At 69.7% G+C, this 23352-nt stretch carries 20 protein-coding genes and 1 tRNA gene; 10 read left to right on the forward strand and 11 right to left on the reverse strand.

The features are described 5' to 3' along the window. A complete protein-coding gene (gene gcvPB / locus HZS54_RS24980) occupies window positions 1-1488 on the forward strand; it encodes an aminomethyl-transferring glycine dehydrogenase subunit GcvPB (RefSeq protein ID WP_179919774.1) in 1488 nt (495 codons plus the stop codon). 135 nt (window positions 1489-1623) lie between these two features. After that, window positions 1624-4689, forward strand: coding sequence for a PAS domain S-box protein (locus tag HZS54_RS24985; RefSeq protein ID WP_179919775.1), 3066 nt, complete (start codon window positions 1624-1626; stop codon window positions 4687-4689). A gap of 59 nt (window positions 4690-4748) precedes the next feature. Here HZS54_RS24985 and HZS54_RS24990 read toward each other — a convergent pair whose 3' ends face one another. After that, window positions 4749-4922, reverse strand: a complete 174-nt coding sequence (locus tag HZS54_RS24990) for a DUF7838 family putative zinc beta-ribbon protein (RefSeq protein ID WP_179919776.1) — start codon at window positions 4920-4922, stop codon at window positions 4749-4751. A 162-nt stretch (window positions 4923-5084) separates the two neighbouring features. Between HZS54_RS24990 and HZS54_RS24995 the strand changes: the two genes are divergently transcribed. Continuing rightward, window positions 5085-5621 (forward strand): cob(I)yrinic acid a,c-diamide adenosyltransferase, encoded by a 537-nt coding sequence (locus tag HZS54_RS24995; RefSeq protein WP_179919777.1) that lies wholly within the window; start codon window positions 5085-5087, stop codon window positions 5619-5621. 22 nt (window positions 5622-5643) lie between these two features. Here the strand turns inward: HZS54_RS24995 and HZS54_RS25000 are convergent, their stop codons facing one another. Continuing rightward, complete coding sequence (locus HZS54_RS25000) at window positions 5644-6594, reverse strand: MBL fold metallo-hydrolase (protein ID WP_179919778.1); 951 nt, start codon at window positions 6592-6594, stop codon at window positions 5644-5646. Between the two features lie 237 nt (window positions 6595-6831). On the opposite strand from HZS54_RS25000, the gene HZS54_RS25005 reads away from it, so the two are divergent. The 4 genes from HZS54_RS25005 to HZS54_RS25020 all read left to right on the forward strand — a co-directional run bounded on the left by HZS54_RS25005 (window position 6832) and on the right by HZS54_RS25020 (window position 8875). Continuing rightward, window positions 6832-7098, forward strand: coding sequence for a DUF7553 family protein (locus tag HZS54_RS25005; RefSeq protein ID WP_179919779.1), 267 nt, complete (start codon window positions 6832-6834; stop codon window positions 7096-7098). 52 nt (window positions 7099-7150) lie between these two features. After that, a tRNA-Val gene (locus HZS54_RS25010) sits at window positions 7151-7225 on the forward strand. A gap of 170 nt (window positions 7226-7395) precedes the next feature. Beyond that, window positions 7396-8250 (forward strand): HNH endonuclease, encoded by an 855-nt coding sequence (locus HZS54_RS25015; RefSeq protein WP_179919780.1) that lies wholly within the window; start codon window positions 7396-7398, stop codon window positions 8248-8250. A gap of 61 nt (window positions 8251-8311) precedes the next feature. Next, window positions 8312-8875, forward strand: a complete 564-nt coding sequence (locus HZS54_RS25020) for a hypothetical protein (RefSeq protein ID WP_179919781.1) — start codon at window positions 8312-8314, stop codon at window positions 8873-8875. Here HZS54_RS25020 and HZS54_RS25025 read toward each other — a convergent pair whose 3' ends face one another. From HZS54_RS25025 to HZS54_RS25040, 4 genes are all read right to left on the reverse strand, one after another. Then, window positions 8876-10375, reverse strand: a complete 1500-nt coding sequence (locus tag HZS54_RS25025) for a sulfatase (RefSeq protein ID WP_179919782.1) — start codon at window positions 10373-10375, stop codon at window positions 8876-8878. A gap of 118 nt (window positions 10376-10493) precedes the next feature. Next, window positions 10494-10670, reverse strand: a complete 177-nt coding sequence (locus HZS54_RS25030) for a hypothetical protein (protein WP_179919783.1) — start codon at window positions 10668-10670, stop codon at window positions 10494-10496. Window positions 10671-11008: 338 nt separating this feature from the next. Continuing rightward, complete coding sequence (locus tag HZS54_RS25035; protein WP_179919784.1) at window positions 11009-12229, reverse strand: MFS transporter; 1221 nt, start codon at window positions 12227-12229, stop codon at window positions 11009-11011. A 409-nt stretch (window positions 12230-12638) separates the two neighbouring features. Further along, entirely contained in the window at window positions 12639-13049 is a 411-nt protein-coding gene (locus tag HZS54_RS25040; RefSeq protein WP_179919785.1) for a hypothetical protein, read from the reverse strand. Between the two features lie 195 nt (window positions 13050-13244). Here HZS54_RS25040 and HZS54_RS25045 point away from each other — a divergent pair, with 195 nt between their 5' ends. Beyond that, entirely contained in the window at window positions 13245-14372 is a 1128-nt protein-coding gene (locus HZS54_RS25045) for a DUF7350 domain-containing protein (RefSeq protein WP_179919786.1), read from the forward strand. 1 nt (window position 14373) lies between these two features. Further along, a complete protein-coding gene (locus tag HZS54_RS25050) occupies window positions 14374-15411 on the forward strand; it encodes a DUF7282 domain-containing protein (protein ID WP_179919787.1) in 1038 nt (345 codons plus the stop codon). Window positions 15412-15434: 23 nt separating this feature from the next. Here HZS54_RS25050 and HZS54_RS25055 read toward each other — a convergent pair whose 3' ends face one another. Then, window positions 15435-17663: a glycoside hydrolase family 3 N-terminal domain-containing protein gene (locus HZS54_RS25055; protein WP_179919788.1), complete on the reverse strand. Its 2229-nt coding sequence runs from the start codon at window positions 17661-17663 to the stop codon at window positions 15435-15437. A gap of 133 nt (window positions 17664-17796) precedes the next feature. On the opposite strand from HZS54_RS25055, the gene HZS54_RS25060 reads away from it, so the two are divergent. After that, entirely contained in the window at window positions 17797-18702 is a 906-nt protein-coding gene (locus tag HZS54_RS25060; protein ID WP_179919789.1) for a HEAT repeat domain-containing protein, read from the forward strand. A 39-nt stretch (window positions 18703-18741) separates the two neighbouring features. On the opposite strand, the gene HZS54_RS25065 is transcribed toward HZS54_RS25060, so the two are convergent. From HZS54_RS25065 to HZS54_RS25080, 4 genes are all read right to left on the reverse strand, one after another. Next, window positions 18742-18975: a hypothetical protein gene (locus HZS54_RS25065; RefSeq protein WP_179919790.1), complete on the reverse strand. Its 234-nt coding sequence runs from the start codon at window positions 18973-18975 to the stop codon at window positions 18742-18744. A 110-nt stretch (window positions 18976-19085) separates the two neighbouring features. Then, on the reverse strand, window positions 19086-21329 hold the full coding sequence (locus HZS54_RS25070; protein ID WP_179919791.1) for an ABC transporter ATP-binding protein: 2244 nt from the start codon (window positions 21327-21329) through the stop codon (window positions 19086-19088). Continuing rightward, the gene (locus tag HZS54_RS25075; RefSeq protein ID WP_218927101.1) at window positions 21330-22280 is read right to left on the reverse strand and encodes an ABC transporter permease; all 951 of its coding nucleotides are present in this window, start codon (window positions 22278-22280) and stop codon (window positions 21330-21332) included. A gap of 55 nt (window positions 22281-22335) precedes the next feature. Then, complete coding sequence (locus HZS54_RS25080; RefSeq protein WP_179919793.1) at window positions 22336-23340, reverse strand: ABC transporter permease; 1005 nt, start codon at window positions 23338-23340, stop codon at window positions 22336-22338. Window positions 23341-23352: the final 12 nt, after the last annotated feature.

Genomic DNA, 23352 nt, shown 5'->3' on the forward strand with positions numbered 1-23352 from the left:
ATGAGCGAGGAGGGTCGCGACGGCGACGCGAACGGAGACCGCGACGACCACGCCCCCGAGGCGGGGACGCTGTACGACCAGGCCCGCTGGACCGACGACGGGGAGTACGAACCGCTGCTGGCCGAGAAGGACTCGACGGTCGTCGAGATCGGCGAGGACTCGCCGCTGCCCGACGACCTGACGCGGGACTCGCTGGAACTGCCGGGGCTGGCGGAACCGGAACTCGCCCGCCACTACACTCGCCTCTCCGGGATGAACTACGGGGTCGACAGCGGGCCGTTCCCGCTCGGCTCGTGTACGATGAAGTACAACCCCAAGTTCACCGAGCGGGCGGCGGCCGACCCGAACGCGGCGGTCCACCCCGACCGCTCGGCCGGGAGCGTCCAGGGCACGCTGGAGTTGCAGGCGACCCTGCAGGACTATCTGGGGCGCATCGGCGGGATGGACGCGGTGACGCTGCAGCCGCCGGCGGGCGCCGCCGGCGAGTTCACGGGCATCCGGATCGCCGCCGCCTATCACGAGGCCAACGGCGAGGACAGGACGGACGTGATCATCCCGGACAGCGCCCACGGGACGAACTTCGCGACGGCGGCGATGGCCGGCTTCGACGTGGTCGAACTCCCCAGCGCCGAGGACGGTCGGGTCGACCTCGACGCGCTGGAGGCCGCGGTCGGCGAGGACACCGCGGCGCTGATGCTCACCAACCCGAACACGCTCGGCCTGTTCGAGCGCGACATCGAGGAGATCGCCGGGATCGTCCACGACGCGGGCGGGCTGCTGTACTACGACGGCGCGAACCTCAACGCCCTGCTCGGCCGCGCTCGACCGGGCGACATGGGCTTCGACGTGATGCACTACAACGTCCACAAGACGTTCGCGACGCCCCACGGCGGCGGCGGCCCCGGCGCCGGCCCGGTCGGCGTCACCGAGGAGCTGGCCGAGTTCCTCCCGACCCCGCACGTCCGCCAGCAGGGCGACGGCAGCGGCTACGAGCGCTACGAACCCGCCCGCTCGATCGGGAAGGTCCACGGCTTTTCGGGCAACTGGCCCGTCCTCGTGCGCGCGTTCGCCTACATCGCGCGGCTGGGCGACGCCGGCCTGGCCGACGCCAGCGCGAAGGCGGTGCTCAACGCCAACTACCTCGCCAGTCAGATCGACTACGAGGTGCCCTACGGCCCGTTCCACCACGAGTTCGTCGCGAGCGCGGGCGAGCAGGACGCCGCCGACGCCGCCAAGCGGATGCTCGACTACGGCGTCCATCCGCCGACGACCAAGTGGCCGGAGATCGTCGACGAGGCGCTGATGACCGAGCCGACCGAGGCCGAGAACAAGGGGTCGCTCGACGACCTCGCCGCCGCGTTCGACGCGGTCGCCGCCGAAGACGACGCGACGCTCGAAGCCGCGCCCGAGCGGACCGCGGCCCGGCGGATCGACCAGGTGGCCGCGGCGCGCGAGCCGCGGCTCTCCTGGCACGCGCTCGAGGACTGAGCCGCCACCGCGCCGCGCGGCGCGGTTCGTCACCGCGGCCCGCTCGGTCGCGTCCGCCGCTCGCGGCTCGCGCCTCAGTTTCGATAATCGGGGGGAAGCGGATATATGGGCGGCCTTCGTCGGTTCGGGTCACGAATGGGAGCGAGGGTGCTGGCGGTCGGTCCGGAACGCGACCGGCCCTGGGTCGACGACCTCGAAGCCGACGGGTGGGACGTAGTCCGGGCCGCGTCGACGCGGGCGGCGCTCTCGACGCTCGGGACCGGAGACGTAGCCTGCGTCGTGGTCGAACGGGGGGACGGCGCCGGGGCCGACGACGGCGTCGACCCGCTGGACGCCCTCGCCGGCGTCCGCGAGTTCGGCTACGACCAGCCGGTCCTGGTGACCACCGCGGAACCGGACGGCGAGCTCGCGGCGGGCGCGACCCGGCTCGGCGTCACCGAGTACGTCCCGCGGTCGACGGGCGAGACGTCGCTGGCCGACCGCGTCCGGGCGAACCTCCCCGACGGGAGGGACGCGGCGGCTCGCCGAGGCAGCAGCGCGGACGAGGACGGCGGCGCGGGTGATGGCGGCGGCGCGGGCACCTCGACCGCGGCCATCGAGGAGACCGCGGCGGCGCTCGACGCCGTCAGCGACGGGCTGTACGTCCTGGACCTGCAGGGCCGGTTCGCCGTCGTCAACGAGTCGCTGGCGGCGATGGCGGGCCGAGACGCCGACGAGCTGGTCGGCGAGCACGTCTCGTCGATCACGACCGAGGCGGCCGCCGAGCGGGTCTTTCCGGCCGTCCGTCGCGTGATCCGCGGCGAGAGCGAGGCCGAGACCGTCGAGACGACGGTCGTCCCCGACGACGGCGAGCCGTTCCCCGCCGAGGACCACCTGACGGCCGTCGAGGAGGGCGGCGAGGTGGTGGGCGTCGCGGGGGTGCTCCGGGACGTGACCGACAAACGCGAGCGGACCCGCGAGCTCGAACGCTACGAGTCGATCATCGAGGCGGTCGACGACGGCGTCTACGCGCTCGACGACGAGGGCCGCTTCGAGGTGGTCAACGACGCGCTGGTCGAGCTGACCGGCTACGACCGCGAGGAGCTGGTCGGCGAACACACCGCCCTGGTCAAAGACGAGGAGACCGTCCAGCGCGCGGAGAACAAGCTCCGGGACCTGATCCACGGCAACGCCGTCGAGACGACCTTCGACCTGGACCTGGTCCCGGAGTCGGGCGAACCTGTCGACGCCGAGGACCACATGGTGATGCTGTCCAACGAGGACGGCGAGTTCGCCGGGACGGCGGGGGTCATCCGCGACATCACCGACAGGAAGGCGCAGGAACGTGAACTCCGTGCGGCCCGCGAGCAGTTCGCCGAGCTGCTCGACACCTCGCGGGCGCTGCTGGGCGCCCACAGCGCCGAGCGCGTCGGGGAGATCGTCGTCGACGCCGTCGCGCACACGCTCGGATTCGACATGAACGTCGTCCGCATCCACGACGCCGAGCGCGACGTGCTCGTTCCGCTGGCGGCGTCCGAGAGCGACGCCGTCGCGGTCGACGACCGGCCGGACTACGCCGTCGGCGAGGGCGGGCCGGGACGGGCCTTCGAGACGGGCGAGATCCGGCACGCGCCCGACGACCTGGCCATCGCCCCGGGGGAGATGCCCGGCGGGGCCGTCGAGACGCTGTACGTCCCGCTGGGCGACCAGGGAGCCGTGAGCATCGGCGCGACCGAGCCCGGCGCCTTCGACGGGCGGGCGCGCGAACTGGCGGAGATCCTCGCCGCGAACGCGGCGGTCGCGCTCGACCGCGTCGCCTACGAGTCGGAACTCGTCCGCTACCGGACGGTCATCGAGAACGTCCAGGACATGGTGTACGTCGCCGACGAGGAGGGCCGCTTCTCGCTGGTGACCGAGCCCCTGGCGACGTGGCTCGGCGTCGCCCGGGCGGACCTGGTCGGCCGACCGGTCGCCGCGGTGCTCGCCGACCCCGGCGCGCTCGACCGGGCCGTCGACGCCGTGGGCGACGGGGCGGACAGCCGCGTGCTGGAGGCCGACTTCGAACGGGTCGACGGCGCGTCGCTCCCGGCGGAGATCGAGGTGTCGCCGCTCCCCGACGAGGGGGGCGCCGGCACCGTCGGCGTGGTCCGCGACCGGACCGAACTCGTCGAGACGCGCGAGCGGCTGGAGACCCAGCGCGACCGGTTCACCTACCTCTTCGACAACCTCCCGGACGCCGTCGTCGAGGCGACCCACGTCGACGGCGAGCCGGTCGTCACCGCCGTCAACGACGCCTTCGCCGACGTGTTCGGCTACGACGCGTCGACGATCTCCGGCGAGTCGCTCAACGAGTTCGTCCTTCCCGAGGACGAGTACGAGAGCGGCCGCGACCTCGACCGGCAGGCCGCCGAGGGCGAGACCGTCCAGAGCGAGGTCCGCCGCCGGACCGCCGACGGCTACCGCGACTTCCTCTTCCGGGGGATCCCCTACGACACCGGCGGCGACGAGATCAACAGTTTCGGCATCTACACCGACATCACCGACCAGAAGGAGCGCGAGCGCCGACTGCAGGTGCTCAACCGCGTCCTCCGGCACAACCTCCGCAACGACCTCAACGTCGTGCTGGGCTACGCGGAGATGATCGCCTCGCGGGTCGACGACGAGACCGTCGACGAGTGGGCCGAGACGCTCATCGAGACGGCCTCGGACGTGGCCTCGCTCGGCGACCGCGCGCGCTCGCTCGACCGCACGATGCGCGAGGGGGCGCTCCGCGACCACGAGGTCGGCGTCGAGTCCGTGGTCGACGCCGTCGTCTCCGAGTACCGTCGCGAACACGCCGACGCCCGGATCGAGACCGACGTGGACGACGCCCGGGTCGTCGGCGACGGCCGGATCGAACTCGCGCTGACGGAACTGATCGAGAACAGCGTCGAGTACGGCGGCGACGGCGTCCACGTCCGCGTCGAGAGCGACCGGTCGGAGGGGCGGGTCGACCTCCGCGTCGACGACGACGGCCCCGGTATCCCCGACTACGAGCGCACCGTCGTCGACGAGTCGACGGAGATCACGCAGCTCGAACACGGCAGCGGGCTCGGCCTCTGGATCGTCCGCTGGGTCGTCGACTCCTGCGGCGGCCGCCTGCGATTCGAGGAGAGCGACCTCGGCGGGACCGCCGTCGTCCTCTCGCTGACGCCCGCCGAGGCGGAGACGGCCGACGACTGACCGTCGACGCCGCTGTCGGACGACGCTCCGTCGGGAAAAATACGGTCCGCGCGAGCGGTCTACGCCGGCGTCTCGCTCGTGTCGACGGTGTGGTCGATGCGGACGAAGCCGTAGTCGCACTCCCAGCAGTGCCACTTGACCTTCTCGCCGATGTGGACCTGCATGCTGGCCGCCTGGTAGAACTCCTGCTCGCTCTCACAGCCCGGACACTCGTGGGTGAGGACTTCGCTCATACCCCCGTCTTCTGGACCGCGGTAATTTAACGTCCCGATTTTCCACCGGAGCGATGCGGTCCGGGGCGGCCGAGGCGTCCAGTCGGTTCTCGCCGGTCGAGGGGCCGGCCCCCGCGGTCGTTCGGACACGGAGTTAAGACGCTGGCCCCCCGAGCGGGGCGTATGAAGATATACACCGGTCGCGGCGACGAGGGACAGACGGACCTGCGGGACATGTCCCGCGTCTCGAAGGCCAGCCCGCGGATCGAGGCCTACGGCACCGTCGACGAGGTCAACGCGATGGTCGGGTCGGTCCGGCCGACCGGCCACGACGACGTGGACGACCTGCTGGCCGAGGTGCAGAACCACCTCCACGTCGCCCAAGCCGACTTCGCCAACCCCGACCCCGACGAGGACGACCCGCGGGTCCGCGAGGACCACGTCGAGGCGGTCGAGGACAGCATCGACGAGTTCGACGCGGAACTCGACCCGCTGGAGCATTTCATCCTCCCCGGCGGCTCCGAGGCGGGTGCGCGACTCCACCGGGCCCGCGCCGTCTGCCGGCGCGCCGAGCGCCGCGCGGTCGCGTTCGCCGAAACCGAAGACGGCGTCAACGAGACCGCCCTCGTCTACATCAACCGACTCTCGGATCTCCTCTTCACGCTCGCCCGCGTGGTGAACCAACGCGAGGGCGTCCCCGAGGAACAGCCGACGTACTGACTCGCCGACTCCGCCGGGCCGGTCACCCGGTCCGCTCGTAGACGATCTCGCCGTCGCGTTCGCGAGCGGTCGCGCGGCCGGCCGCTTCGAGCACGTCGAGGTGGCCGACCGCCTCGCTCATCCCGGGGAACTGCTCGGTGACCGGCAGGTCGCCGAACAGCTCGTCCATGACCTCGACCGGCGTCGTGGGCTCGTCTAGCAGGCCGGCGACGCGGTCGGTGCGGTCGTCGTGTTCGGCGAGGATGTCGTCGATGCGTCCGGCGGGGTCGTCGATCCGACTGCGGTGGCCCGGGTGGAGGCGGTCGTAGTCGGCTTCGCGCAGGTCGACGAGACAGTCGTTGTACGCCGGGAGCACCCGCGGGCGGTCGGAGTCGGGGTCCGGCGGCGGCTGGAGGAACGGGTTGGGCGTGATCTCCGCGAGGACGTTGTCGCCGACGAGCGCCTCCCGGCCCGCGGGACCGTCGAACGCGAAGCTGATCTCGCCGGTGGCGTGGCCCACCAGGTCGTCGACCAGCAACTCGACGCCGTCGACGGTGATGCTATCGCCCGCGGCGACCTCGCGGTCGACGGGCACGCTGGGGGCGTAGTGGACGAACGCGCCGGGGAGTTCGGTGACCGTGTCGGCCGTCGAGGGCGCCATGCCGCACCGTTCGAAGAAGTCGCGGAAGAACGCCTGCTCGGCGTCGAGTCGGCCGGGGAAGTCCGCCACGATCGCCGCCGCGTCGGGGTGGGCGACGACCGTCGCACCGCGCTCGCGGAACCGCTCGGCGAGGCCGAAGTGGTCGGGGTGGGGATGGGTGATGAGCAACCGCTCGATGTCCTCGGGGGCGAGGTCGCGCTCGGCCAGCGCGTCGGTGAGGTGCGACCAGGCCTCGTCGCTGTCGGGACCGGGGTCGACGAGCGTTCGGCCGGTCAGGTAGGCGTTGACCGGGCCGACCTGGAACGGCGTCGGCACCGGTACCTGCTCGAACATGGCTCCCGCTACAGGGCGCGAGCGTAAGGGTGTGGCGGGTGGACGCTCCCGTTCGACCCCGAAAACGGCCGCACACGGCGATGCCCACCGTCGCGTGCAAGCCTGACAGTATGGGACAGACAGCGGCGCGGGCCGCGGCGAACGACCCTGCGCCGACATGTTTTAGGTTAGCCTAAATCTACATAAACGTTGCGGTGGGGGAGAACGCATATATCTGTTGCAGTCGTAAGGACAGATATGAACCGACACTTCGAAGATACCCTGTACTACCTGAAGCGAGCGGGACAGACGGCCAGGAAGGGCGTGCGCGAGGAGCTGGCGCCGGTCGAGGAACGGGTCCGGACGCTGGTCGGTCGCGAACGCGAGCCCGAGCCGGGGCGGGCCGAAGCCGTTCGGTCGGAGCTGGCGACGGTCCCGGAACGAGCACGGGACGAAGCCGGGCGAGTCGTCGCGGAGGCGCGCGAGACCGTCGGCGAGTACCGCGGCGAGGCCCGGTCGCAGTAGCGACCGTGGAAAGCAATTCTTAAGGGCGGGCCTGGTTTACCGTCGAGTGTCCGGGTTGGTGATCTAGTCCGGTTATGATACCTCCTTCACACGGAGGAAGTCGGCGGTTCAACTCCGCCCCAACCCATCTTCTGCCGACGCCGTTTCCCGGATAGTCCCATCGTCGGCTCAGTTGGTCAATCTGATCCGTGATCTCTCGTAAATAACGTATTTATTACACCACTGCGACGGCGATATTCAGACGGTCTCAGGGCCGAAGCCATTAACTGGAGACAGAATGTTCGTTTAGTAGAATATATGTCGGCACTGACTGCGGACGAGATTCAAGCAAATCTCGAATTCGAGGTGGGCCAGCGATACTTCCGAAAGGATCTACACGACGTCTGTGGCGGCAACCACCAGCCGGGCATTTCGCCAGTGACGGATCTCTCTGCCATTTTCCTGTTTGGATCGACGACTGAATCACAGTACGGGTACAGAGACGAGTGGCTCCCGAACGACCACTTTCTGCTGACGGGCGTCGGTCGTGACGGCGACCAGTCCTGGAACGGTCTCAATAGCTCGCTCGCATCACACCACGAGGACGGCCGGCGCGCGTTCCTGTTCGAGAAGGTTCCAGACAGGGAGCCGACCGTTGTGACCTACGTGGGAGAGTTCGAGTACGTGAACCACCGAGAGGATACCATTCCCGACCGGTCCGGGGAATTACGACGAGCATACCGTTTCGAAGTCCGCCCGGTCGAAGGTGGTTCTCTCTCGGTGCCCGACGAAATCGAAGATGCCCCGCTCGAAGAACTGTACGAACTCGCGGAGCAGGCGTCTCCGACATCGACCAGTGGGATCTCCCCAACCGGTGATTCGGGCAGTAGCGGATACACGCGGTCCGATGTGGTCCAGACGTTCGCTCTCCGGGTTGCTGACGGAGTGTGTCAGGGCTGTGGCGAGCCCGCGCCGTTCGAGAACGATGAAGGAGACCCCCATCTGGAGGTCCATCACCTCCACCGCCTCAGCGACGGGGGCCCGGACCACCCGGACAACGTGATCGCGATCTGTCCGAACTGTCACGCGCGGATCCATCACGGGACTGACGGAGACGAATTCAACGAGACGCTAGTCCAGCGGGCTGAATCCCTGTCGGAACAGGTGGCCTGAAACGAAAATCTAGGTCCAAACTCCCCCAAACACGTAATCCACTGGCGCCGAGTACGACTGTATGAGCGACGACCCACTCCACGAGCGGATGGCGGAGTACGAGGCGCTGGCGACGGCGGCGGCCGAGCGGGCGCACGAACGGGACGAGGTGGGCGCGGAGGTCGGCGACCGGCTGGCGGCGTCCATCTCCGAGGCGGTCACGGAGACGGGCGTGAACGTCGAGGCGGTCGAGCGGTCGCGGGACGGGCGGCGCCACCGGTTCACGGCGCGACTGGACCGGGCGGCGCTGGTGGCGGCGCTGACGGAGTCGCTCCCGGCGGGGTTCGTGGTGTCGCACGTCAACGACGACGGGTCGCTGAGCGTCGAGTGGACGGGCGAGCGGGAGACGCCGTCGAAGCGCGAACACGGCGCGGTGCTGAAAGCCATCGTCGCGGAAGAGACGGCCATCGACGACGACGGGCTGATCTCGTCGGTGCCGACGCGCGACCGGGTGATCGAACGCGCGGTCGAACTCGGGATCGAGGAGAGCGACGCGACCGAGCGGCTCGCACGGCTGGAGCGACTGGACGTGGTCGACGTGGCGGACGGGCGCGTGTATCCCGACGAGAACTTCTCGCGGATATAATCACTTGGGTCGGGGGAGCGGCGCGTCCGTCCGGTCGATCCAGTCGTCGAGCCGCCTGCGCAGTCGGTCACGGACCGTCGGACGGTCGCCGGCGAGGTTGCGCCGTTCGCCGCGGTCGTTCGCGAGGTCGTACAGCTCGACGCGGTCGCCCTCGTAGAAGCGGTGGAGCTTCCAGCGGCCGGCGCGGACGACGGAGACGGGTTCGGCCTGGAAGGGGCGACCGGCGGAGGCGCCCGAGTGGTAGAACGGGAAGTGCCAGAACAGCGCGTCGCGGTCGGGCGGCGTGCCGTCGGTGAGCCAGGGGACGAGACTCCGGCCGTCGACGACGTGGTCGTCGGGAACGGCGTCGTGGGCCCCGGCGAGGTCGACGAAGGTGGGGAAGAAGTCAGTGGCGGCGATCGGCGTCGAGGAGCGGCGACTGCCGGGGAGGACGCCGGGCCAGGAGACGACGGTGGGGACGCGGATGCCGCCCTCGTAGAGGGTGCGCTTTCCGCCGCGGAGCGGGCCCTGGGAGGTGACGCGCTTCCAGTCGCCGGGGAGGCCGACCTCGTCGTAGTCGCCGAGGCCGCCGTTGTCGGAGGTGAAGACGACGAGCGTCTCCTCGCGGACGCCCCGCTCGTCCAGCGCGGCGAGGAGGCGGCCGACGTTGGCGTCGAGGTTCGACACCATGGCGCCGTAGGTGGGGTTGCACTGGCCGTTCCAGCAGTCCGCACCGCGGTAGGCGTCGACGGCGTCGTCGGGGGCCTGCAGCGGGCGGTGGACGCTGTAGGTCGAGAAGAGGAGGAAGAAGGGGTCGGGGCCGTCGGCGTGGTCGGCGACGAACTCGACGGCGTCGTCGGTCAGGCGGTCGGGGAGGTAGCCGCCGTCGTCGGTCACGTTCGGGAGTCCGTACGGTGGGAAGTAGCCGGCGGGCGGGCGGCCGACGATGTCGCCACCGACGTTGCGGTCGAAGCCGCGGGCGAGCGGGCCGTGCGGCGAGTCGGCCTCGCCGAGGTGCCACTTGCCGACGAAGCCCGTGGCGTACCCCGCCTCCGAGAGCACTTCGGCGATCGTCGCGTTGTCGGTCGGGAGTCGTTCGTTGGTCGGCGGCGTCTCCAGCCGGCGGGCCTCGGGGCGCCGGGGCGGGGGGTCGGTGACGGTGTGGACGCCGTGGCGAGGGGTGTACTGGCCGGTATTGAAGCAGGCGCGGCTCGGGGCGCAGTTGGGCGCGTTCGCGTAGCCGCTGGTCGCGACGACGCCCCCCTCCGCCAGGGCGTCCAGATTCGGGGTGTCGTAGTACCGGCTCCCCTGAAATCCGGTATCGAGCCAACCCAGGTCGTCGACGTAGACGACGACGATGTTCGGCCGCTCGGGCAGCGGCTCGTCCGGGTAGTCGGGAGCGGTCGTCGCGCTCGGCGTCGTCTCGTCCCGTGCGGCGCACCCGGCGAGCGCGACACCGCCGCCGAGGCCGCCGAGTCGCGCGAGCGTCTCCCGCCGCGTCACACCGCGTTCGCCGTCCATGCACACCTGTCGCTCGCCTGTCGACATAGGTGATGGGGTCCGCGAACGGACACGGCGCCGTCTCGGCCGGTCGGCGAGCGCGGCGACGCCGCTCTGGCGGAAGAATATCGGGTAACCCTTACCGCATCTCGTCGAGCGCGACGACGGTGTCGGACATCAGGTAGGCAGTGTCGCTGTCCTCGCGCTCGATGCTCAGCGCGTAGAACGAGTCACGTCCGCCGTCGACGGTGACGTGGTAGGCTGCAGTCGTCAGGGGATCCAGCGTCGACGGATCCTCGGTTTCGGTGGAGGTCACACCAGTTCTCACCGATGGCCACTGATAACCGACTCGATCTCCGTTTTCTCGCTCGGATCGGCAGACATATTCGAATCCGAGTATAGACAGAAATTCTATAATCGGATCTCGACCGCGGTCCCGTCGATTCGGATGTTCCGTCTACGGGGCGCCTCGACCGATTCTCGACCGCGGTGGCGACCACTTTCGGATGCCGAAATTCAGGAGATGCCCAATATACCCGTTTCAGGATTTAATACGCACATTCACGAGTCAACTTGATCGAGAGCGGGCTCTCCTCATTATAGATTTACTTTGTCGAAATAGACAGAAGACAGAATAATATTACAGACAGACAGTTAATCCCCGGAGAGCGTCGCCGTCCGGGGATTGAGGCTGCCGGTCTGGGAGTAGACGCCGACGACGAGCAGGCCCCCGGCGAGGAGTGGTATCAGGGCACAGGCGGCGTAGACGGGGGCGAAGCCGACCGCCTCGACGACGGGGAGCGAGATCATCGGGCCGAGGCCGCCGCCGAGGTCGCCGAGGACGTTGTTGGTGGCCATCGCGCGGCCCGTGCGGTCGTTCGGCGTGAGGTCGGCCAGCAGGGCCATCAGCGGGCCGTTGGCGCCGCCCTGGCCGGTCCCGATGAGGACGCAGGCGGCGACGAGGCGCTCCAGAGAACCGGCCGTCGAGAGGGCGAGGAAGCCGAGAAAGGAGACGACGAGGAATCCCAACAGCGTGGGGACGCGGGCGCCGAGGTCGTCGCTGAGCTTGCCGCCGGCGAGGGTGAACACGGACGCCGAGAGGACGGTCACGGCCATGAGCAGGCCGGACATGCCCTGTGGGCCGTAACCCCAGACGGCGATGTCCTTCACGTCGACGAAGAGGACGAGCGTGGCGAACAGCGCGCCGAGGTAGGCGAAGAAGAGGCCGAAGTTGACGAAGCCGACGGTCAGCGTGGGCAGCGCGGTGTCGATCTCCCAGGGCTTGACGGCGGTGCGCTCCTCGTCGACGTGGGTCTCGGGGATGGTGCGGTAGGCGACCGCGCTGGCCAGCAGCGCGAAGCCGGCGGCGACGGCGAAGGCGGCGAACACGGAGTAGGCGTCGCTGACGACGCCGCCCATGACGAGGCCGGCGGGGAAGCCGAGCGTGATGCCGCCGCGGACGACGCCCATGTTCGTGCCGCGGTCGCCGCCGTCGCTCACGTCGGCGGCGATGGTGTAGGCGGTGGCGAACACCAGCGCGCTGCCGATCCCCCAGAGGACGCGAGCGAGGAGGAACCACGCCTCGGGCAGCGGCGCCCGGAGCGCGACGACGTAGCCCGCCGTCGCCACCCCCTCGACGAACAGGCCGACGACGAAGGGCGTCCGGGTGCCGACGCGGTCGACGATCGACCCCGCCGGCGCGTTGGCGAGGATGCGCGTGAAGCGGTTCGCGCTGAGGATGAATCCGACGAGGAACGGCGAGATACCGAGCACGGCGCCGAGGTTCGGCAGGATCGGGAAGACGACGCCGCCGCCGAGCCCGACGAGGAACGTGCTGACGATGACCGACGCGACGACCGTCCGGCGGCGTTCCATGACCGCAGTGGGGTCGCCGGGCGAATAAGGACTGTGAGTCCGCCCGAGCGGTCGTACCGGGCTCGTCGAGTCGGTCGGGAACGCGGTCGCTCGGGAGCGACTCGGCGAAGGCAGAATGGGTGTCCGGACCCGCGGGCGACGGGTCCGAACGGGCGAACGGGCCGCCCCGCGGGCGACGGGACGGCCGGGCACGGGCGGCGGGCGGCCGCCCGGCCGTGTCGGGTCGCGGGTGGGGTTTTCGGGTACGCGGTTGGCCCGCCAGGTGGAGGGCGCGCCGACCGCATCCGAAGCGTGGGCCCCCGTCACAATAACCCCTCGCGAGACTAAAACAGCGATTTAACGTTTCGCTCGGGAGCCCGAACCCGGCCCGATCCCAGGAGTAGACCCTCCGCGACGGCGTCTCACCGGTTCACTCGCCGTCGTCTCGCTCGTCGCCGTCGGGCGTCGAGGCCGAGACCGGGTCGTCGACGCGCGCGGAGTCGTCGGCGGCCGCCGCGTCGTCGAACGCGCGGTCCGATTCGAGGTCGACCTCGACCGGGTCCTCGTCGCCGGCGACCTGTCGGGCGACGACCGTCGCGACCACGGAGACGACGACGCTCGCTGCCGCCAGTTTGACGAACCGACCGCGGCCGCTCGACTCCGCCACCGTCTCGCCGTCGTCGGCAGATCCGGTCTCGGCCGTCGCGTCGTCGACGACCGCTTCGTCGCTGGCCCGTCGGTCGTCGGCGTCGGCTCGTCGACCGTCGGATCGACCGGCGTCGGCACTGAACTGGGCGTCGTCGAGGTGGACTTCGAACAGGGTGACGTTCTCGAATACCATGGAGACACCGACGACCGCTGACGACTTAACTACACACTGAGCCGTGCTGACAGCGCGGCCGGAGTGGCTGTGGCGGGAGAGGGGCCGGTCGAGGCGACCGACGAGCGACCACGGAGGCGTCCGTCGCGACCGAGCGCGTACCTATCGACGGGTCTACCAGAACGGTTAACCCCGAGATGGCCCAACTCCCGGGCGATGAACCGACGGAGATTCCTCCACTCCGCGACGGGCGCCGCGGCGGTCGGCCTCGCCGGCTGTCTCGGCGACGGCGGCGGTGACGCGACCGACACCGCCGCGACCGACACCGAATCGACGCCCGCCCCGACCCGGTCCCCGACCGACGGCCCGACGCCCACCTCGACGCCCGAGGGCCCCAGCGGCGTCTACGTCCAGTCGTTCCGCGAGACGATGGTGATGCCCGGGACGGCGACCGCGGGCGGGGGCGACTACCGCTTCGCCCTGCTGCTCGCGGTCCCTCACCGCTTCTGGACGGTCAACCTCGACGAGCGCTCGGTCACCGAGATCGAGGAGGGCGACGACCTCCACCTGATGGCGACCGTCTGGGACCCCGAGACCCGGACGGTGCTCCCGGACTCGAACCTCTCGGTGGAGATCACCCGCGACGGCGAACTGGTCACCCAGGAGGTCATCTACCGGATGCTCTCCCAGCGGATGGGCTTTCACTACGGCGCGAACTTCCCGCTCGACGGCGACGGGACCTACACCGCGCGGCTCAGCGTCGGCGGCGTGAGCGCCCGCAAGACCGGCGCCTTCGAGGGTCGCTTCGAGGACGGCGCGACCGCGACCGTCGAGTTCGAGTGGTCCAAACGGGTGCGCGAGCGGCTCAAGACCGAACAGCTGGACCAGGCGGGCCAGCGCGGCGCGCTGCGGCCGATGGAGATGGGCGAGGTGCCCCAGCCCCGCGCGCCGAAGCCCGCCGATCTCCCCGGCACTGTCCTCGGCACCGGCCGCAGCGACGACGCCAAACTCGTCACGACCCAGCTCCCCGCGGCCGACGCCGGCCGGTTCACCGACGGGCAACCCTACCTCGCGGTCTCGGCGCGGACGCCGTTCAACCGGCTGGTCCTCCCGGCGATGGGGCTGTCGGCGTCGGTCGCCCGCGACGGCGAGACGGCCTTCGAGGGGGCGCTCGAACCCACGCTCGACCCCGAACTCGGCCACCACTACGGCGCGGCGCTGCCCGAGCCCGTCGAGTCGGGCGACGAGGTGACCCTCCGGGTGGGGACGCCGCCGCAACTGGCCCGCCACGAGGGCTACGAGCGGGCGTTCCTCGATATGGAGCCGGCGACGATCACCGCCTGACATGTCGGGGACCGCCTCACGCCGGGTCGCGGTCGTCCTCGCGCTGGCGCTGGCGCTCACCACGCCGCTGGCCGTCGCGACCGTCCAGGCCCACGGCGACCACGTCGCCGCCGACTCGCAGGTGACCGACGACGGGACCGTCGTCGTCGAGGCGGTGTCGGCGCTGCGGCCCGGGTTCGTCGTCCTCCACGCGGACGACGGCGGCCGTCCCGGCGCTCCGATCGGACACGAGTACGTCGGCCGGACGCCGAACCTGACCTATCGGACGAGCGTGCCGGTCCGGATCGACGACTCGACCTGGGAGTCGTGGTCGGGCAACCGGACGATCTGGGCGGTGCTGCACAACGACGTCGACGGCGACGAGACGTTCGACCCAGGGACCGACGTGTCGGCCACGCGGCTCAGTCCGGCCGCGCGGACGAAGATCACGGTCCGGAAGAGCGACGGGGTGGCCCGGGTCCTCGGCATGCGGTTCGAGGCTCAGTCCGTCGCCGACGGGACGCTCACGGTCCGACGGGTCGACCTGTCGGCGCCCGGCCACGTCGCGGTGTATCCGGTCGGGCGGAACGCCAGTATCGGCTCGCGCTCGCTCGCGGCGGGAACTCACCGCAACGTCACGGTAGCGTTGAACGAGTCGTTCGTCGCCGAACAGACCCGCCCCTTCCGGGTCCGTGCCGTCGCCCACCGCGACGACGGCGACGGCGCCTTCGACCCCGCGGACCCGCCGATCACCGCGGGCGACCGGCCGGTCGCGACGTATCTGACCGTCGCACCCGGGAACGGCACCGACGACGGCCCCCTGATCAACACGCCGACGGTGACGACCGCGCCCGAAGCGTCGCCGACCGGCGGACCGACCTCGGGCGGCACCGCCGCCGGAACCGTCACCGACGCCCCGACGACCGCACCGGCGGGCGGAGTAACCGACGGTGGCTCCGGCGCGACCGACACTACCGCCGACTCGGGCGCCGGCTTCGGCGCCGCGCTCGCGGTCGTCATCGCCGCGCTGGTCGCCGTCGCACGCTCCCGTCGGCGGTAGCGCTCAGCGGAGACGGCCGCCGGTTAGAGGTAGTCGCCCTCGACGGTCACCGTGACGGACTCGCCGTCGACGACGAGGTCGTAGTCGCCGGCCTCGACGCGGTGGCCGTCGCCGGGCGCGTAGACGCCCAGGTTCTCGACGGGGACTTCGACGGTCACCGTCGCCCGTTCGCCGGCGTCGAGGTCGACGCGCTCGAACGCCTGGAGGCGACGCTCGGGCATGACGAGCGTCTTCGACTCGGTCGCGCTGTACACCTGGACGACCTCGGACCCGCGGCGGTCGCCGACGTTCTCCACCGTCACGTCGAGTTCGACGGTGTCGCCGGGCCCGACGACATCCGCGTCGACCGAGAGGCCGCCCGTCTCGAAGGTCGTGTAGCTCAGCCCGTGACCGAACGGGTAGAGCGGGTCGTAGGAGTCGGGATGCTCGGAGTCGCCGATGGGACGGGGCTGGTGGAGGTGGTCGTGATGCACGTCGACCTGCGTGCCCGAGCGCGGGACGGTGACCGCGAGTCGACCGCTCGGGTTGTTCTCGCCGACCAGCGTCTCGGCGACGGCCTTGCCGCCCATCGTGCCGGGGAAATAAGCCATCAGCACGGCCTCGGCCCGCTCGTCGAGGTGCTCGACCGCCAGCGGGCGGCCGGTGACGAGGACGCCGACGACCGGGGTCCCGGTCTCGGCGACGGCCTCGACGAGCTCCTGCTGGGCCTCGCCCAGCGCGATCCGCTCGCGGGTGGGGAACTCGCCGGTCTCGGTGCGGGGGTCGCCCGCACCGAACTCGTGGAGGTACCACCCCTCGCCGAGCGCGAGGACGGCCACGTCGGCGTCGGCGGCCTTCTCGGCCGCCGCGTCCACGTCCAGTCGGTCGCTGTGGGTCGTCCCCTGCTCGTAGGTCACCTCGCCGTCGACGTGGGCGCGGATCTCCTCGGCGATCGTCGTCCCGTCGACGTGCTCCTCGCTCTCGACGGACCACCCGCCGACCTGGCTGACCAGGTCGTCTGCGTTCGGTCCGCCGACGAACACGTCCTCCTCGCCCGAGAGCGGCAGGCAGTCGTCGTTTTTCAGCAGCGTCATCGCCTCGCGGGCGGTGTCCAGGGCGGCCGCCTGGTGGTCGTCGGCCCCGACCGTCTCGACGGCCTCCGCTTTCTCGACGTAGGGGTCCTCGAACAGCCCCATCCGGAACTTGCGTTCGAGGACGCGTTCGACGCTCGAATCGAGGACCGACTCGGCCAGGTCGCCCGACTCGACGAGGTCGACCAGCTCTTCCTGTTCGAGGTCGTTGCCGACCGAGGCCACGTCGAGGCCGGCGGTTCGGGCGTCGTAGGTCGCCTCACGCAGGTCCGCCGCGGTCTTGTGGTCGTCGGTGAGGTGGCGGACGCCGCCCCAGTCCGAGACGATGGTGCCGTCGAAGCCCAGGTCGCCCCGGAGCAGGTCCGTGAGCCAGCGCTCGGAGCCGTGGACGGGCTCGCCGTTGATGGAGTTGTAGCAGGGCATCACCGACTCGACGCCCTCGTCGAGTGCGGCCTCGAACGGCGGGACGAACGTGTTCCGGAGCTTGTACTCCGAGACGTCGACGGGTGCGGCGTCCTCGCCGCGCTCGGGCTCGCTGTAGGCCGGGAAATGCTTCGCCGTCGCGACGACGGTGTCGTCGGCCTCCAGCCCGTCGCCCTGGTACCCGCGCACCTTCGCGGCGGCCATCTCGGCGACCAGCCGCGGGCTCTCGCCGAACGTCTCGAACACGCGGCCCCAGCGGGGGTCCCGGCCCACGTCGCAGGTCGGCCCGTAGTTCTGGTGGGCGCCGGTGGCCGCGACCTCGGTCGCGGTGACCCGTGCGCCGGCCTCGACCAGTTCGGGGTCCCACGTCGCCGCCGCGCCCAGCCCGTTCGGGAACACCGCCGAGCCGGCGACGTAGGCGTGGCCGTGGACCGCGTCGACGTTGAAAAAGAGGGGGATACCGAGCCGCGTCTCCTCGGTCGCGACCTCCTGCAACTCGTTGACGATGTCGACGATCTCGCCGACTTCCGTCCCCGCCGAGCCGCCCCAGCCGAACGGCGCCGCACAGCCGAGGTGCTTCTCGCGGACGAGCTCCGCGACTTCCTCGACGTCGACCGCTCGGTGCATCTGGCCGGCCCACGTTCCGACTAGCTGACCGGCCTTCTCTTCGACCGTCATCCGATCGAGCAGATCCGAGACCCGCCGCGAGACCGGGAGATCCGGGCGTTGATACTCGGGATCCGCGTCACTCGATGGCATGTTCGGATGGATTTCCGACGCCCACATAAACATTTCGAGGTGAATGTCCGCGCGAGCCGTCCGCGTGAGTCGAACGGTCACCCGTGGTATCGATATCCACACGTATTTGTCGCTCGACGGGCTGGAGTTCGGTATGACCGACGAGGAGTCCGCACCACTGGAGGGGGTAGACACCGGCTCGGAAGCGCTCGACGACGAGGACCGCGACCAGATCCGCGAGGCGCTCACGTCCGAGACGAACATCAGGCGAAACGAGGCCGCCCAGGCGCTGTCGCAACTCGCCGAACGGGACCCCTCGACGGTGCGTCCGTTCGTCGACGACCTGCTCCCGCTGCTCGGCGACGACCGCAACGTGATCGCCCAGCAGGCCGGGACGGCACTGCTGGGCGTCGTCCGGGAGCACCCCGAGGACCTCGCCGGCTCGGTGCCCGCGGTCTTCGACCTGATCGAGCGGGACCTCAACTCGCTGGAGCTGCTCGGGACCCAGATCGTCGTGCAGGTCGTGCTGGAACACCCGGAGGAGGTGGCGCCGCACCTCGACCGCATCGTCGCGGTGCTCGACGGCCGCTCGCCGGCCTACGAGGCCACGGACGGCATCGACATGGTCGACGACGAGGAGGCCCGCGAGACCATGCTCGAACACGACAAGCAGGAACACCAGCTGCTGATCCAGTCCCAGGGTCGGCTGGCGAACGTGATCACCGCCGCCGCCGAGGGCGACCCAGACGCGGCCGCCGACCACGTCGACGCGCTCGTCGGGCTGTTCGACACGCCCGACGTGACGGTCGTCGGCGCGGCCGTCGACGCCGTCTCCGAGATCGCACAGGCCGACCCCGACGCGGCCGCCGGGGCCTTCGACGCGCTGGTCGCCTGTCTCAACCACACCAACGACACCGTCCGAGCCCGCGCCGTCCGCGCCCTCGGCTACCTCGGGGACGACCGCGCGGTCGAGCCGCTCGAACACCGCGCGAGCGTCGAAACCGACGAAGACCTCGCCGACCTCGCCGCGGAGACCGCCGCGTTCCTCGACGAGTCCTGACCGACGCGACGCCCTTTTCCGCGGGACCGCTCGGTCCCGCTAGTCGTCCATCGCGCGCTTCGTGCAGTAGTAGTAGGTGACGAGGAAGAAGGCCGTCGAGCCGCCGATCAGCACCGCGTCGATGACGAGGACAGGGAACGCCTCGTTGCTCGGCGAGATGAACACGAACGAGAACGCCAGCAGGACGCCCATCGACATCATGACTGCCAGCGCTATCGGGATGTTGTCACGTTGACTGCAGACGAGTTCGACCGCGCTCGTTCCTCCGGGCACGTTCGCGCCTCTCGGCCAGCGGTATTCAAGCCCCCGGTTGCGGACCGAGTCGCGTCGTCGCGAGAAGTGCGAAATCGCGTGCGCGCCGAACGGCGGGTCGGGGGTCGCCGTCAGTCGCCGGCGGTCTCGGCGCCGAAGTCGTTCGAGACGTCGTCGGTGTCGAACTCCTCGTCGGGGCCGATCCGCTCGGCGCCTTCGAGGGGTTCGCTGTCCCAGTACTCGTGGTCCGGGTCCTCCCGGAAGCACGCGGCGCCGTTGCCGTCGCCGCCTTCCACGTCGTACAGCGGCGGCTTCTCCTCCGTGCAGGCCTCCCTGGCGACGGGACACCGGGTGTGGAACCGGCAGCCGCTCGGCGGGTCGACCGGGTCCGGCACGTCGATCGACCGCATCGGCGGCTCGCCCGCCTCCACCGCGTCGAGCTGGAGGGTCGGGGTCGCCCAGCGCAGCACCTTCGTGTAGGGGTGGCGCGGGTCCTGGATGAGCCGCTCGGCGGTGCCGACCTCGACGATCTCGCCGAGGTACATCACCGCGATGCGCCCGTCACCGTGCTCGGTGAAGTAGCGGGCGTTCGAGAGGTCGTGGCTGATGAACAGGAAGGAGGTGTCGAACACGTCCTGCAGTTCGAGCATGAGGTCCATCAGCTCGACGCGCAGGCTCACGTCGACGGCGCTGATGGCCTCGTCGGCGAGGATCGCGTCCGGGTTCATCAGCAGCGCGCGAGTCAGCGCGACCCGCTGTTTCTCTCCCCCGCTCAGCTGGTGGGGGTAGCGGTCGGCGAAGTCCCCCGGCGGGTTCATCCCCACGCGGTCCAGCAGCGAGTAGATCCGGTCGCGCCGTTCGTTGGGGCTGATGTTCGGGTGGGTGTGGTGCAGCGGCTCCGAGAGGATGTCGACGATCCGGCGGTTCGGGTTCAGCGACGCGCCGGGGTCCTGGTGGATGATCTGCAGCGACTGGCGGATCTCGTCGTAGGGAATGTCCCCGTCGCCGTCTTTGGCCTCCCAGATGTCCTGACCGCGATACTTGACGCTGCCGCCGGTCGGCCGCTGCAGGCCGATGGCGGTCTTGCCCAGCGTCGTCTTCCCGCAGCCGGACTCGCCCAGCAGCGCGACCACGTCGTTCTCGTAGATGTCCAGGTCGACGCCGTCGACGGCCTTGACGACCTCGGGGTCGTCGCCGAAGATGTCGAACAGGCCCTGGTCCTCCTCGAAGTGGACCTCGACGTCGTCGAGTCCGAGGACGGGTTCCTCGTCGGTCCGCGCGGCCACGTCGCGGCCAGCCCCCGCCTCGAACTCGGGGTCGGCCGTGCTCTCACCGTAGTTGAGGGTGATCTCCTCGCGGGCCTGCTCCCAGTGGTGACAGGCCGTCTGGTGGTCGTCTCCGATGTTCTCGAGGGGCGGGTCGTCGCTGACGCACTCCTCGGTCGCGAGCGGACACCGCGGGTGGAAGCTACACCCCTCCGGGACGTTGACCGGCGCGGGGCCCTCGCCCTCGATGGGCTGCATCTCCGACAGCGGCGCGTCGAGGTTCGGCGTCGCGTTCAACAGCGCTCTCGTGTAGGGGTGGCCCGCGTCCGAGATGATCTGGTCGCGGGTGCCGACCTCGACGAACTGGAACGCGTAGATGATGCTCATCCGGTCGGCCAGCGCCGTGATCAGCGGCAGGTCGTGCGTGATGAACGCGAGCGTCAAGTCGTAGCTCTGCTGGAGGTCGTTCAGCAGCATCAGGATCGACCGCTGCATCAGCAGGTCGAGCGCCGCCGTCGGCTCGTCCATCACGAGCACCTCGGGTTCGAGCACCAGGCTGAGCGCGATCAGCGCGCGCTGTTGCATGCCGCCCGACAGCTCGTGGGAGTAGGAGTCGAGGACGCGTTCCGGTTCGAGATACAGGTCCTCGAGCAGTTCGCGAGCGAACTCCATCCCCTCGTCGACGTTCGCGTCGTGGGCCTTCAGCGTCTCCTTGAAGTGCGTCCCGACCTTCATCGTCGGGTTGAACGAGGACATCGCTCCCTGGAAGACCATCGAGATCTCCTCCCAGCGGAACTGCCGGAGTTCCTCGTCGCTCTGTTCGAGCACGTCGATCGTCCGGCCGTCGGTGGAGTGATAGAGGATCTCCCCGCTGAGAACCCCGGGGTCGGGGATCGAGTCGAGCAGCGCCGACGCGAACATCGACTTGCCCGAGCCCGATTCGCCGACGATCCCCAGCACCTCGTCGCGTTCGATGTCGAGGCTCACGTCGTCGAGGACGTACGTCTCGCCGCCGTCGAAGGTCACCTTCGCGTCGGTCACCTCGACGATCGGGTCCTCGACGGTCGACTGTACCGCCGCGTTCGCCGTCGATCGTTGATCGGTTGCCATCTAGATCATCCCCTTCGTCGTCGTCTCTTCGTCCTCTACGGTCGATTCGGACTCGCCGGCCATCCGGGTACGGACCCGCGGGTTGAACACCCGGTCGAGGCCCTGTCCCATGAGGATCAGCGCCAGCGCCAGGCCGACGATGAAGATCATCGGCGCGATCAGCCAGTGGGCCGCCTCGGGCACGAACAGCGCGCCGTTCTCCTGGGCCCGCGCCAGCGTCACGCCCCACGTCGGCTCGCTGTAGGGCAACACGCCCAGGAAGAACAGCCCGACCGACGCGAAGATGGTGTAGCGGGCGGCGAACACGAAGTTCACCGTCACGTACGGCATCAGGTTCGGGATCACGTCCTTCCGGAGGATCCGGAAGGTGCCCGTCCCCATCGTCCGGGAGGCCTCGACGTAGCTGTCCTCGCGGATGGTCAGCACCTGCGAGCGCAGCGACCGGCCCAGCCCGGCCCAGTAGTTGATCGTCAGGATGACGCCGACGAAGACCGGGTTCTCCGGACTGAACGTGATCGCGAGGATGATCACCAGCGGGAGCCCGGGGATCGCCATGAAGAAGTCCGAGATGGACATCAGGACCCTGTCGACCCGCCCGCCTTTGTACCCGGCGAGCGTCCCGACGAGGACCGCGAGCCCGGTCGCCCAGACGCCGCCGGCCAGCACCATCAGCATGATGTCCGGCGTCGCGTGGACGAGCTCCGCGGTCAGGTCCACGCCCGAGTAGGTCGTCCCGAGCGGGTACGACCAGTTCTCGAACATCCCGAGCAGCCGGGGGGCCTGACTCGACGACGGTTCGCGCCACAGTCCGAGGACGGAGACCGCCGTGATCGCCAGGTAGACGCTGAGAAGCAGGAGCCCCATCCGGGTCCGCAGGTCGGCCCAGGCGACGACGGCGGGCTCGTAGATGCTCCGCTCGTAGAACTCGCGGAGCCGGTCCCCCCTGGTCATGTCCGCGCCGGTACTCTCGCTCTGCCAGTCGAGCCCCTCCGTAGGGGTGTCCGATTCAGTATGCTTCACTTGAATCACCCGAACTGATCCGCGGGTCGATCATGCTGTAGGTCAGGTCGGCGACGTACACGCCGATGACCAGCGCCACCGTGATGACGAGGAACGTCCCCATCATCATCGGGTAGTCGTTGGAGTTGACGGCGTCCAGCAGGTACAGCCCCAGACCCGGATAGTTGAAGATCTGCTCCAGGATCACGGTGCCGCCGAGCCGGAAGCCCAGCAGCAGCAGGAACCCGGTGTACATCGGCAGGATTGCGTTGCGGGCGACGTATCGGAGCGCGATCCGGCTGTCAGAGAGGCCCCGCAGTCGCGCGACCTCGACGAAGTCCTCGCCCAGCACCTGGATGCTGTTGCCCCGCATCGCGAGCGCCTGCCCGCCGATCCCCACGATCGTGTACGACAGTATCGGCAGCGCGCCGTAGCGGAAGACGCTGATCGCGTAGTCGAGGCTCCAGTGGTTCTCGATGTTGGGGTTGGCCGTCCCCGACGCGGGGAACAGCCCCCAGCGGTACGACATGAACAGCAGGAGCAGGATCGCCGCCACGTAGAAGGGGATCGACATCCCCACGATCGACAGCGAGGAGGCGATGGTGTCGAACTTCGACCCCTCCCAGTAGGCCTGGATGGCGCCCAGGACGATCCCCACAGCGAACATCAGTATCGTCGACACGACGACGATGAATATCGTCCACGGCGCCGCCTGGGCCACTACCTCCGTGACGGGGCGGCTGTACTGGATCGACGTGCCCAGATCGAGCTGGACCGCCGATATCATGTAGTTGATGTACTGTTCGTGGAGCGGCGCGTCCGGCCGGACGTTCTGCAGGTTCTCGATCTGCTGGTTGACCTGCTCGGCCGGAATGCCCTGTTGAAGCAATTGCGTCCGCAGTAGCGTGAACGGTCCTCCCGGGAGCAGACGGATCAGCCCGAAGGTGAGCGACATGACCCCGAAGATCGTGACGAACACCCGTGCTGTCCGCCGCACGTAGTAGTTAACCATGCGTCTTGATAG

It is taken from the genome of Halosimplex pelagicum, assembly GCF_013415905.1.
In the GTDB taxonomy this organism is placed as follows: Archaea; Halobacteriota; Halobacteria; order Halobacteriales; family Haloarculaceae; genus Halosimplex; species Halosimplex pelagicum.